Source organism: Streptomyces sp. NPDC048255 (assembly GCF_040652415.1).
Classification (GTDB): domain Bacteria; phylum Actinomycetota; class Actinomycetes; order Streptomycetales; family Streptomycetaceae; genus Streptomyces.
The window spans coordinates 164,994-177,018 of the sequence record NZ_JBEZMA010000005.1; the positions used below are offsets into that span (position 1 = coordinate 164,994).

Genomic DNA, 12,025 nt, shown 5'->3' on the forward strand with positions numbered 1-12,025 from the left:
GGGACGCGCAGGAGAGTCCCCGCAGGACGAGCGCGCAACCCAGGCCCCACCGGCGCAGCATGGGCTAAGTGCGCGAGCCGAGGAGACGCTCCGGAGTGTCCCCGGCCCACCCCCCGCCACGGCTTCCGACGGTGACGGGGCCGGCTGCCGAAGCTCGGGCACCCCACCCCGGAACGGCATCCGAGGGTGGCGGGTCTGGCTTCCGGAGCCTGGGCGTGGGGTGGGGACGCGCAGGAGAGTCCCCGCAGGACGAGCGCGCAACCCAGGCCCCACCGGCGCAGCATGGGCTAAGTGCGCGAGCCGAGGAGACGCTCCGGAGCGGCCCCGCCCCACACCCCGCACCCGGCAAGCACGGCGCAGCCAAGGCCGCACCCCGCAAGCGCGGCGCAGCCGAGGCCGCACCCGGCAAGCACGGCGCAGCCGAGGCCGCACCCGGCAAGCGTTGCGCAGCCGAGGCCGCACCCGGCAAGCGCGGCGCAGCCGAGGCCGCACCCGGCAAGCGCGGCGCAGCCGAGGCCGCACCCCGCAAGCGCGGCGCAGCCGAGGCCGCGTCTGCCGAGCCCCCGCAGGGGCAACGGCGGGACGTGACAGCGGGCGGTACCCCCTGAGGGGTACCGCCCGCTGTCACGGCAGGGGGGGGCCGGGGCGAACCCCGTGGACCCCGTGCACCGGCGGAGCCTAGTGGTGGCCGCCCTGCGCCTCGAGGCGCTTGTAGGAGGCCTCGATCTCGGCCTCGGCCTCGGTGCGGCCGACCCAGTTCGCGCCCTCGACCGACTTGCCCGGCTCCAGGTCCTTGTAGACCTCGAAGAAGTGCTGGATCTCCAGGCGGTCGAACTCGGAGACGTGGTGGATGTCGCGCAGGTGCTCGACACGCGGGTCCGAGGCGGGGACGCACAGCAGCTTGTCGTCGCCGCCGGCCTCGTCCGTCATGCGGAACATGCCGATGGCGCGGCACTTGATCAGGCAGCCCGGGAAGGTCGGCTCGTCAAGGATGACCAGCGCGTCCAGCGGGTCGCCGTCCTCGCCGAGGGTGTTCTCGACGAAGCCGTAGTCGGCCGGGTAGCTGGTCGAGGTGAAGAGGCGACGGTCCAGACGGATCCGGCCGGTCTCGTGGTCCACCTCGTACTTGTTCCGCGAACCCTTGGGGATCTCGATGGTGACGTCGAACTCCACGTCCTGCTCCTCCATGATCAGCTTTATTGCTTCGAGCCTGCGTTGATCCAAAAACATGCGCGTCCGGCCCAGCCCTGCCGGGTGGGGTGCCATGCTCGCGGCAAGACGCAGTGGTTAAGTGTCCCTCACGCATATGTGTGATCGCGAAAGGGGCTGGTCCGAGGTGCCATCGATCAAGACGTGGCAGCTCATCGCGGGCTCGGCCGTCGCCGGCCTCGCCCTGTCGGTGGCGACGGTGGCCGCCTCCGGTCCATGGGACTCCGGCCAGCGTAAGGCCGAGCGGGACAGGGCCGCCTCCTGGGGCCGTACGGGTGGCGCAGATCACGGTGGAGAACTGCTGCCCGAGGCCGCTCCCAGCGCCCCCGGCGTGCTCGGCGCCGTCGGGCCGGGAGCCCCGCGCAAGGAGGCCGCCGTCGGCGCCGCCGCCGCGGGCGGGCTGTCCGCGGCGCTGAAGCCGCTGCTCGCCGACCCGGCGCTCGGCACCGTCCGTACCGCCTCCGTCGTCGACACCGCCACCGGAGAGGTGCTGTACGAGGCCGGGGCGCGGGACGCTATGACCCCCGCCTCGACCATCAAGATCATCACCGCGGCGGCCGCGCTGGCCGCCCTCGGGCCCGAGCACCGGATCCGCACCACCGTGGTACCCGGCGCCGCGCCCGGGCAGATCGTGCTCGTCGGCGGCGGGGACCCCTCCCTCACCGCGAAGAAGAAGAGCCCCGCCGGATCCGGCGGCAGCCTCGTGGCCCTGGCCGCCGACACCGCCCAGGCCCTCAAGGCCGCCGGCACCGACAGCGTGACCCTCGCCTACGACGACAGCCTCTACACCGGCCCCGCCCGCCACCCGATCGGCGTCAACCCCAACATCGCGCTGGTGACGGCCCTGACGGCCGACGAGGGCCGCCCCGACGACTCCACCTCCGGGCCCGTCGCCCGCACCGATGACCCCTCCGGGGACGCCGCCCGGGCCTTCGCCGCCCTGCTGGCCGAGCGCGGCATCAAGGTCACCGGCGACCCCGCCCGGGCCAAGGCCGCCGCCGGTGCCCAGCCTCTCGCCACGACCCTCTCCACCCCCATGGCCGGGCTGGTCGAGCGGATGCTGACCAACAGCGACAACGACATCGCCGAGGCCCTGGCCCGGCAGACCGCCCTCGCCTCCGGGCAGCCCGCCAGCTTCGAAGGCGCCGAGAAGGCCGTCACCGACCGGCTCACCGCCCTCGGCGTCGACGTCACCGGCTCCCGCTTCGCCGACGGCAGCGGCCTGGGGCGGGCCGACAAGGTCAGTGCGGGCCTGCTGACCGCCCTGCTGGCCAAGGCCGCGGACCCCCAGCGCCCGGAGTTGAGGCCGGTCCTCACCGGGCTGCCCGTCGCCGGATTCACCGGGACCCTGCGCGCCCGCAACTCCGGCGGCTCCCCCGCCGCCGGCCTGCTCCGGGCCAAGACGGGCACCCTCAGCGGGGTGAACTCCCTCGCCGGGACCGTCGTGGACCCCTCCGGCAGGCTGCTGGCCTTCGCCTTCCTGACGGCGAACAGCGCGGACGGCCCGGCCGCCGAGAAGGGCCTCGACAAGCTGGCCGCGGCGGTGGCGACCGCTCCGTAGGGGGTCCGCCGAGGGGCTGGTCCACGTACGGTTGACGCATGACGAGCATCAGTGGTGCGGAGATGGTCGACTGGAACCTCGCGGTGGCGACCGCGACCCGACTGGTGCGGCCCGGCCCGGAGGTCAGCCGGGACGAGGCCCGGGCCGTGGTGGCGGAGCTGCGCGAGCATGCCAGGACCTCGGAACGGCACGTGCGCGAGTTCACCCGGATGATCGACGAGGGGGCGGCCGTCCACGACACCCCGGTCCTCGTCGTCGACCGGGCCGGCTGGGTCAAGGCGAACGTGGCCGGCTTCCGGGAACTGCTCCAGCCGCTCCTGGGCAAGATGCAGGACCGCCGCGCGGGCGCCCCCGGCGGAGCGGTACTGGGCGCGGTCGGCGGCAAGGTCACCGGAGTCGAGCTGGGGATGCTGCTGAGCTTCCTGGCCTCCCGCGTCCTCGGCCAGTACGAGACCTTCGCGCCGGTCTCCCGCGACCTGCCGGGCTCCGCCGCCGGCGGCGGCAGGCTGCTGCTCGTCGCCCCCAACATCGTGCACGTCGAGCGCGAGCTGGAGGTGAACCCGCACGACTTCCGGCTGTGGGTCTGCCTGCACGAGGAGACGCACCGTACCCAGTTCACGGCCGTCCCGTGGCTGCGCGACCACCTGGAGGGCGAAATCCAGACGTTCCTGGGCGCCACCGAAGTGGACCCGGTGACCGTCCTGGAGCGCATCCGCGAGGCCGCCCAGTCCTTCGCCGGAGCCCGCCCCGACGCCGAGCGCGGCGACGAGGGCCGCTCCCTCGTCGAGCTCGTGCAGACCCCCGAGCAGCGGGAGGTGCTGGCCCGGCTGACGGCCGTCATGTCCCTGCTGGAGGGCCACGCCGACTTCGTCATGGACGGCGTCGGGCCGCAGGTGGTGCCCTCGGTCGCCGAGATCCGCGAGAAGTTCCAGCAGCGCAGGGCCAGTGGGGCGGGCCGCCTCGACGCGGCGCTGCGCAAGCTGCTGGGCCTCGACGCCAAGCTGCGCCAGTACCGCGACGGCGAGCGTTTCGTGCGCGCCGTGGTCGGCCAGGTCGGTATGGACGGCTTCAACCGCGTGTGGACCTCTCCGAACACACTGCCGACCAAGGCCGAGATCGCCAGGCCGGCGGACTGGGTCGCCCGCGTCCACGGCAGGGGGAGCGAGGAGAGCGAAGGGAAGTGACTCAAGGGGCACAGGCCTGTCCGGCACATACAGGGCGGCGTCGCGGGGCCTGGCGCGTGGGCCTGCTGCGTTGTCGTCGGTCGGCACGGCTCCGCCATGACTGCCTCCTCCGCCTTGCAGGCCCGCGCGCCAGGCCCCGCTCCTTCACCCACCCCACATGTGCCGGACAGGCCTAAACATGTCTCACTGGGGGAAGCAGCGTCACCCGTCCGAGGGACCGTGGGCCGTGGGAGGGCGTGCGATGCTCGGGGAACGGCTCGGCTCTGTCACCATCGACGCACTCTGAGTGACAAACCGCTGTCCCGCGGGGACTCCTCGCGGGGACACACGGGACACCGGGCAACAGCACCGAGCAGCACCCCAGCACACGACACACCCTCCGGGGGCGCCCAAGGGCGCCGGCCGGGGGCTCCGAGGCATCCGAACTCCACCGAAGGGCACCGGACATGGGTCCCCATCCTGCGGTCGCGGCGATACGCCTGGCGGTCCGCCGCGTACTCCACGACGTCCTCACCGATCTCCCCCAGACTCCGTCCGGGGGGACCCCCGGCACCACCGGCGGGTCCCCGCCGCTCGTCCTCGTCGCCTGCTCCGGCGGGGCCGACTCCATGGCGCTCGCCTCCGCCCTCGCCTTCGAGGCCCCCAAACTCGGCATCCGGGCCGGCGGCATCACCGTCGACCACGGGCTCCAGGCCGGCTCCGACCTGCGCGCCGCCGAGGTCGTCTCCCGCATGACCGCGCTCCGCCTCGACCCGGTGGAGTCCGTCGCCGTGCGCGTCGGCCGCGACGGCGGACCCGAGGCCGCCGCCCGCGACGCCCGTTACGGAGCCCTGGACGAGGCCGCCGACCGGCTGGGGGCCGCCGCCGTGCTGCTCGGCCACACCCGGGACGATCAAGCCGAAACCGTCCTGCTGGGCCTCGCCCGCGGCTCCGGGATCCGCTCGCTCTCCGGCATGGCCGAGGTCTCGGGCGGGCCCGGCCGCAGCCACCGCTACCGCCGCCCCTTCCTCCAGGTCGACCGGCAGACCGCCCGCAAGGCCTGCATGGTCCAGTCCCTCCCCGTCTGGGACGACCCGCACAACATCGACCCCGCCTACACTCGCTCCCGCCTGCGCCACGAAGGACTGCCCGCCCTGGAGAAGGCGCTGGGCAAGGGAGTCGTCGAGGCCCTCGCCCGGACCGCCCAGCTCTCCCGCGACGACGCCGACGCCCTGGACGCCTGGGCCGCCGAGGCCGAGACAGGCGTGCGCGACGAGGACGGCCGGCTGGAGTGCGCCAAGCTGTACGCCCTGCCCCCGGCCGTCCGCCGCCGGGTGCTGCGCAGGGCCGTGGTCGCCGCCGGTTCTCCCGCGGGCTCCCTCTTCGCCCGCCACATCGAGGAAGTCGACCGTCTCATCACCGGATGGCGCGGCCAGGGCGCCATCAACCTGCCCGGCCGGGTCGAGGCCCAGCGGCAGGGTGGCAGACTTGTCATCCGGCAGGGCTGATTGGTGCTGAAACACGGCTGAGTCCTCCGGGGGCACCTCCCCCGGAGCCCCGGCCGACAACGAAAGTGATGCGGGTGGACGAGAAGGACATGGGCGACGACCTCCAGTCGGTGCTCATCACCAAGGAAGAGATCGACGCGAAGCTGGCCGAGCTGGCCGCGAAGATCGACACGGAGTACGCGGGCAAGGACCTGCTCATCGTCGGTGTCCTCAAGGGCGCCGTGATGGTGATGGCGGACCTGGCACGCGCCTTGTCCACCCCGCTCACCATGGACTGGATGGCGGTGTCCTCGTACGGCGCCGGGACCCAGTCCTCCGGTGTGGTCCGGATCCTCAAGGACCTGGACACCGACATCAAGGACAAGCACGTCCTGATCGTCGAGGACATCATCGACTCCGGTCTGACGCTGTCCTGGCTGCTGTCGAACCTGGGATCCCGCCAGCCGGCCTCCCTGGAGGTCGTCACGCTGCTGCGCAAGCCCGACGCCGCGAAGGTCGCGATCGACGTGAAGTGGGTCGGCTTCGACATCCCGAACGAGTTCGTCGTGGGCTACGGCCTCGACTACGCCGAGAAGTACCGCAACCTGCCGTTCGTCGGCACGCTCGCCCCGCACGTCTACGGCGGCTGAAGCCAGCCTCCCGGACAGGGAACCCTGGAACGATTCCCGCCGTTGGAGCAAGGGAAGACAGGACTGTCAGCCGTCCCACGAGGCCGCGGGTGACAATTCAGGGGTACATTCCGAAGAACAGTCTTTACTCACAGCAGCATTTACCTACGGGCAGGAGGGACGGGGTGCCTGGCGCCCCGTATGGATGGACGTGAAGCGATACTTCCGTGGGCCGGTCATGTGGATCGTGCTGGCCGTCCTCGCCGTGGTCGTGTTGATGAATGTCGTCGGCTCCGGCGGCGGCTACAAGACGGTGGACACCAGCGAGGTCATCAAGGCGATCAACAGCGGCCAGGTGCAGAGCGCAGAGCTCACCACCGGCGACAGCCAGATGATCAAGGTCGAGCTGAAGAAGGACCAGAAGCTCGGCGACAACTCCGGTACCAAGTTCCAGGCCAACTACATCGGAGACCAGGGCGTCCAGCTCGCCCAGAACCTCCAGACCAAGTACGAAGCCGGCCAGATCACCGACGGCTACAAGGTCGCGCCGGACAAGACCAGTCCGTTCCTGAGCGTGCTGCTCTCGCTCCTGCCCTTCGTCCTGATCGTCCTTGTCTTCCTGTTCCTGATGAACCAGATGCAGGGCGGCGGCTCCCGAGTCATGAACTTCGGGAAGTCCAAGGCCAAGCTCATCACCAAGGACACCCCGAAGACGACGTTCGCCGACGTCGCGGGCGCGGACGAGGCCGTCGAGGAACTCCACGAGATCAAGGAGTTCCTCCAGGAGCCGGCGAAGTTCCAGGCCGTCGGCGCCAAGATCCCCAAGGGCGTGCTGCTCTACGGGCCGCCCGGCACCGGCAAGACCCTGCTGGCGCGCGCCGTCGCGGGCGAGGCCGGCGTCCCCTTCTACTCGATCTCCGGTTCCGACTTCGTCGAGATGTTCGTCGGTGTCGGTGCCTCGCGTGTCCGCGACCTGTTCGAACAGGCCAAGGCCAACGCCCCGGCGATCGTCTTCGTCGACGAGATCGACGCCGTCGGCCGGCACCGCGGTGCGGGTCTCGGCGGCGGTCACGACGAGCGCGAGCAGACCCTCAACCAGCTGCTCGTCGAGATGGACGGCTTCGACGTGAAGGGCGGGGTCATCCTGATCGCCGCCACGAACCGTCCCGACATCCTCGACCCGGCGCTGCTGCGCCCGGGCCGCTTCGACCGGCAGATCGCGGTCGACCGTCCCGACATGCAGGGCCGTCTGGAGATCCTCAAGGTCCACCAGAAGGGCAAGCCGGTCGCCCCGGACGTCGACCTGGGCGCGGTTGCCCGGCGTACGCCCGGCTTCACCGGTGCCGACCTCTCCAACGTCCTGAACGAGGCCGCGCTGCTCACGGCCCGCTCGGACAAGAAGCTGGTCGACAACCACGCGCTGGACGAGGCGATCGACCGTGTCGTGGCGGGCCCGCAGAAGCGGACCCGGATCATGTCGGACCGGGAAAAGAAGATCACCGCGTACCACGAGGGCGGACACGCCCTGGTCGCGGCGGCTTCCCCGAACTCCGACCCGGTCCACAAGATCACGATCCTGTCCCGCGGCCGGGCCCTGGGCTACACCATGGTCCTGCCCGACGAGGACAAGTACTCGACCACGCGTAACGAGATGCTCGACCAGCTCGCGTACATGCTGGGCGGGCGCGCGGCCGAGGAGCTGGTCTTCCACGACCCGACGACGGGCGCGGCGAACGACATCGAGAAGGCCACCGCCACGGCGCGGGCCATGGTCACGCAGTACGGCATGACCGAGCGTCTCGGTGCGATCAAGTTCGGCGGCGACAACACCGAGCCGTTCCTGGGCCGCGAGATGGCGCACCCGCGGGACTACTCGGAAGAGGTCGCGGCGCTGGTCGACGAAGAGGTCAAGAAGCTCATCGAGACCGCGCACAACGAGGCCTGGGAGATCCTCGTCGAGAACCGCGACGTCCTCGACAACCTGGTCCTCGCGCTGCTGGAGAAGGAGACGCTGAACAAGGAGCAGATCGCCGAGATCTTCTCGACGATCGTGAAGCGTCCGGCCCGCCCCGCGTGGACCGGCTCCTCCCGCCGCACCCCCTCCACCCGTCCGCCGGTGCTCTCTCCCAAGGAGCTCCAGCTGACGAACTCGGCGAACGGCACGTCGGCGACCACCGCCGTCACGCCGGTCTCCACGGAGAAGGGCATCGAGGTGGCCCCTGAGGACCGCCCCGAAGTCTGATCCACCCGGAATGGAAGCCGCGCCCCCCAGGTTCTAGCCTGGGGGGCGCGGCACTTTCCACAGGAACGAGGAAGCAATGACGGACCCAGTGACCCTGACCGGCGACGAGGGCACGATCGGCGTGTTCGACGAGAAGCGCGCCGAGGCGGCGGTCCGTGAGCTCCTGATCGCGGTCGGTGAGGACCCGGACCGCGAGGGCCTCCTGGAGACCCCGGCGCGCGTGGCGCGGGCGTACAAGGAGATATTCGCCGGCCTCTACCAGAAGCCTGAAGAGGTCCTGACGACGACGTTCGACCTCGGCCACGACGAGATGGTCCTGGTGAAGGACATCGAGGTCATGTCGAACTGCGAACACCACCTCGTCCCGTTCCACGGCGTGGCTCACGTGGGGTACATCCCGTCCACCGACGGCAAGATCACCGGCCTGTCGAAGCTGGCCCGCCTCGTCGACGTGTTCGCCCGCCGCCCCCAGGTCCAGGAGCGGCTGACCACTCAGATAGCGGACTCCCTGATGGAGATCCTGGACCCGCGCGGATGCATCGTGGTCATCGAGTGCGAGCACATGTGCATGACCATGCGCGGCGTCCGCAAGCCCGGCGCGAAGACCATCACCTCGGCGGTCCGCGGCCAGCTCCGCGACCCCGCGACCCGCAACGAGGCCATGAGCCTCATCATGGCCCGCTAGGTCCTGTCCGGGCGGTCTTCGTGGATCAGCCCGCGTCGTCTGGTGCGGTGCATCGCAAGGCGGAGGATCGCAGCTCGTACTTGGCCGTACTCGCGCGGTCCGACAACGCGGCGAGGTGCCGTGCCAGGCGGCGCGGGCCCGCGAAGATCGCCCGGACAGGGCCTAGGGGCTGCCCGCGGCGGCCACAGCACTAGGCGCGGGCCGGGGCCTCCGGGGACTCGTCGTCGTCCTCGGGGAGCTTGAGGACGTGCTCCAGGAACAGGGCGGCGGCGATGACCGCCGCGCCCGCCAGGACCGAGAAACCGGCGTACCAGGCCTGGTCGCGGCGGGCGGGGACCTCCAGGGCCTCGGTCAGCAGAAAGACGCCCACACCGCCGTACATGCCCGCCACGAGGGCGGCCACCAGGGCGCTGGCCTGTCCGAAGACCACCGCGCGGGCCGCCATCAGCGGCTCCACGCCCTTGGCTCCCGGGCGCCGCTCGCGCTGGGCCTTCAGGCGGGACCGCAGCGACAGGGCGGTGGCCAGCAGCACCACGGCGATGGTGCCGAGGACGATCGGCGCGGCCAGCGGGACGCCCGGCAGGCTGCTGTACGCGTTCAACAGCCGGGCGCCCGCCCAGGACAGGACCCCGGCGACGACGAAGATCCCCGCCAGGACCGCCGGCCTCAGTTGCTTCACTTGCCTGTTCCCCGCTTTCCGCGCCGATCCGTCAGGCAGTCCACAGGCTCGCACAGTTCGCTGTGCATCCGTAGCGATCGTGTCGGGTTCTCGCCGTGATGTCCGTCCTGCGTGGGTGCCGTATCTGAGTTCGTGGGTCGAATGCGCGACTTTCTGTCGGCGCCGTCGTTGATCGGATGACAGGACCGGCCGGCAGGGGGTGAAGGGTGGCTCTGAGAGTGCCGCTTGCCCGGGGCGAGGTCGCTCGGACCGCTTGTGCCCGTGGTCTGTTGCGGAGGGGTGTGGACGAGGAGAGCGGCGAGTCGCTGTCCTCATCCGTGCTGGCGGAGCGGGTTGGCTGGTGTGCCGATCTGGTGGCCGGAATGGTCGCCGAGCTGCTGGCCGCGCACTGGAATGCCGCAGATGTGGAGGTTCTCGCGTCCGGACAGGACCACGGGGGCAGGAGGCTGCCGTCGAACGCGTGCGTGGCGCTGCGCCGCCTGGGATGGACCATCGCGCCGCCGGAGGGCGTGCGGGTCAACGACAGGATCGTGCGCATGGCGCAGGAGCAGGCCGGACGCCTACTGCGGTCGGTGAAGTGGCGTGCCGACGTGACCGGCGGGGTGCTTGCGACCTGGCCCGCCGACCCGGCCAGGCGCACGGGACGGGAATGGGATGCGGTACGTGCGGGGGTGCCGGACGGGAAGCATCTGCCATCCAGCATCCTGAAGGGCCGTACCCGGCAGATCGGCGCGTTCCTCAAGAAGCACGGCGCGATGCCCACCGATCTCTTCGAGGTGGAGGGAGTGCCCCGGGCGGCAAGGATGCTGCTGCTTTCCACCTGTGACAGGCAGCAGGCCACCATCGAACGGGCGGATGAGCCCGGCCGTGTGCTGCTGCGCTTGCAGCTGCCCACCCGCCCCGATCTGCAGTCCTCCCGGGACTGGACGTGGGTGGCCTGTCCCCTCAAGCTGCCCCCGACGGTCCCGGCTGGGGCAGCGCTGCACCTGCCCACCCTCCGCCCGCACCAGGACCGGCTCCACACGGCAACAGGCACCACGCCCCGCGCCCAGGCGACGCAGGGCACCCTCCCCCGCCAGACCCTCGGGGCAGGCGGGAAAGCGTCCGGAGGGACACGCTCACACGGAACCGAGACGGCTGCCTCGCGCAGCACACCGGTACCAGGGCGTGACGACGATCGGCACACCCTCCCCCAGCCTCCAGCCGGGGGGACCCCCATCCGGCCGACACCGGCCACGAGGAGCATCACTGGGCGCGGGATTCCACCTGCACGCCCACGTCAGCCCTCCACGGTGGGAGATCCCCTTCCCGGACACAGGTCCGGCCACAGGATCAGTCAGCCGATCAGAGACGCGAACGACTACTCGGGGAGGCGGAGTTCCAGGTCGGGGCGCGGCGTGACGCCCGTCAGGCCGATTTCGGTCAGGAGGGTGGCGACCGGGCCGTGGCCGGGGAGCTGGGCCTCGGGGTCGATGTCGTGCCACGGGGCCAGGACGAAGGCCCGCTGGTGGGCGCGCGGGTGCGGGAGGGTGAGGACGGGGTCGTCGGAGACCACGTCGGCGTACGCGACGATGTCGACGTCGATCGTGCGCGGGCCCCAGCGCTCCTCGCGGACGCGGTCGAAGGCTTCCTCGATGGCGTGTCCGCGCTCCAGGAGGGAGGAGGGCGGCAGGGTGGTCTTCACCGCGATGACCGCGTTGAAGTACGAGGGCTGCGATCCGGGGGCGACGCCCCACGGCTCGGTCTCGTAGACCGCGGAGACGGCCTTGACCCGCAGGCCCGGGGTGTCGCCGAGGGCGTCGATGGCGCCCTGGAGGGTCTCCAGCCGGTTGCCGAGGTTCGCGCCGAGCGCGATGACGGCCCATTTGGGGTTGGACAGGGTCACGTCCGCAGCGTCGACGGCCTCGACGACGGAGGCGGGTACCGGCTGCACTGTGGGGTCGCTCTGGGCGTTCAGTCCGTTGTTCATGCGCGGCTCCGGGTGATCGTGATGGTCACGTCGTCGAAGGGGACGGTGATGGGCGCGTCCGGCTTGTGGACGACTACCTCCACCTGCGCCACCGCTTCGTGCTTGAGGCACTGCTGGGCGATCCTCTCGGCGAGGGTCTCGATCAGGTCGACGGGCTCTCCCTGGACCACGTCGACGACCTCCTCGGCGACGACCCCGTAGTGCACGGTCTTCGCCAGGTCGTCTCCGGCCGCCGCGGGGCGGGTGTCGAGATGCAGCACGAGGTCGACGATGAAGGTCTGGCCTTCCTCGCGTTCCCGGGGGAAGACGCCGTGGTGCCCGCGAGCCTTGAGGCCGCGCAGCGCGACACGATCCACGCGAATCACTCCTGCTTTCGTAAGTCTTCCGGTCCCGGGGCTTCC

General features: G+C 71.2%; 10 protein-coding genes. 6 read left to right on the plus strand and 4 right to left on the minus strand.

Annotated elements, in window-relative coordinates:
- Positions 1-678: 678 nt before the first annotated feature.
- Positions 679-1,173: an inorganic diphosphatase gene (locus AB0D94_RS07310; RefSeq protein ID WP_008742522.1), complete on the minus strand. Its 495-nt coding sequence runs from the start codon at positions 1,171-1,173 to the stop codon at positions 679-681.
- A gap of 133 nt (positions 1,174-1,306) precedes the next feature.
- Here AB0D94_RS07310 and dacB point away from each other — a divergent pair, with 133 nt between their 5' ends.
- From dacB to folE, 6 genes are all read left to right on the plus strand, one after another.
- Complete coding sequence (dacB, locus tag AB0D94_RS07315) at positions 1,307-2,770, plus strand: D-alanyl-D-alanine carboxypeptidase/D-alanyl-D-alanine-endopeptidase (RefSeq protein ID WP_362046887.1); 1,464 nt, start codon at positions 1,307-1,309, stop codon at positions 2,768-2,770.
- 38 nt (positions 2,771-2,808) lie between these two features.
- Positions 2,809-3,954, plus strand: coding sequence for a zinc-dependent metalloprotease (locus AB0D94_RS07320; protein ID WP_362046890.1), 1,146 nt, complete (start codon positions 2,809-2,811; stop codon positions 3,952-3,954).
- A gap of 446 nt (positions 3,955-4,400) precedes the next feature.
- The gene (gene tilS / locus AB0D94_RS07325) at positions 4,401-5,441 is read left to right on the plus strand and encodes a tRNA lysidine(34) synthetase TilS (RefSeq protein WP_362046893.1); all 1,041 of its coding nucleotides are present in this window, start codon (positions 4,401-4,403) and stop codon (positions 5,439-5,441) included.
- A 68-nt stretch (positions 5,442-5,509) separates the two neighbouring features.
- Positions 5,510-6,070 carry a hypoxanthine phosphoribosyltransferase gene (hpt, locus tag AB0D94_RS07330; protein WP_266935963.1) on the plus strand — a complete coding sequence of 187 codons (561 nt, stop codon included), beginning with the start codon at positions 5,510-5,512 and terminating at the stop codon, positions 6,068-6,070.
- A 184-nt stretch (positions 6,071-6,254) separates the two neighbouring features.
- Positions 6,255-8,291, plus strand: coding sequence for an ATP-dependent zinc metalloprotease FtsH (gene ftsH, locus AB0D94_RS07335; RefSeq protein WP_362046898.1), 2,037 nt, complete (start codon positions 6,255-6,257; stop codon positions 8,289-8,291).
- A gap of 76 nt (positions 8,292-8,367) precedes the next feature.
- Complete coding sequence (gene folE / locus AB0D94_RS07340; protein WP_362046901.1) at positions 8,368-8,976, plus strand: GTP cyclohydrolase I FolE; 609 nt, start codon at positions 8,368-8,370, stop codon at positions 8,974-8,976.
- A gap of 190 nt (positions 8,977-9,166) precedes the next feature.
- Here the strand turns inward: folE and AB0D94_RS07345 are convergent, their stop codons facing one another.
- From AB0D94_RS07345 to folB, 3 genes are all read right to left on the minus strand, one after another.
- On the minus strand, positions 9,167-9,655 hold the full coding sequence (locus AB0D94_RS07345; protein ID WP_362046904.1) for a DUF3180 domain-containing protein: 489 nt from the start codon (positions 9,653-9,655) through the stop codon (positions 9,167-9,169).
- A gap of 1,360 nt (positions 9,656-11,015) precedes the next feature.
- Positions 11,016-11,624, minus strand: coding sequence for a 2-amino-4-hydroxy-6-hydroxymethyldihydropteridine diphosphokinase (folK, locus tag AB0D94_RS07350; protein ID WP_362046907.1), 609 nt, complete (start codon positions 11,622-11,624; stop codon positions 11,016-11,018).
- Positions 11,621-11,980, minus strand: a complete 360-nt coding sequence (gene folB, locus AB0D94_RS07355) for a dihydroneopterin aldolase (RefSeq protein ID WP_030010912.1) — start codon at positions 11,978-11,980, stop codon at positions 11,621-11,623. Before folB ends, folK begins: the two co-directional genes overlap by 4 nt.
- Between the last annotated feature and the right edge of the window lie 45 nt (positions 11,981-12,025).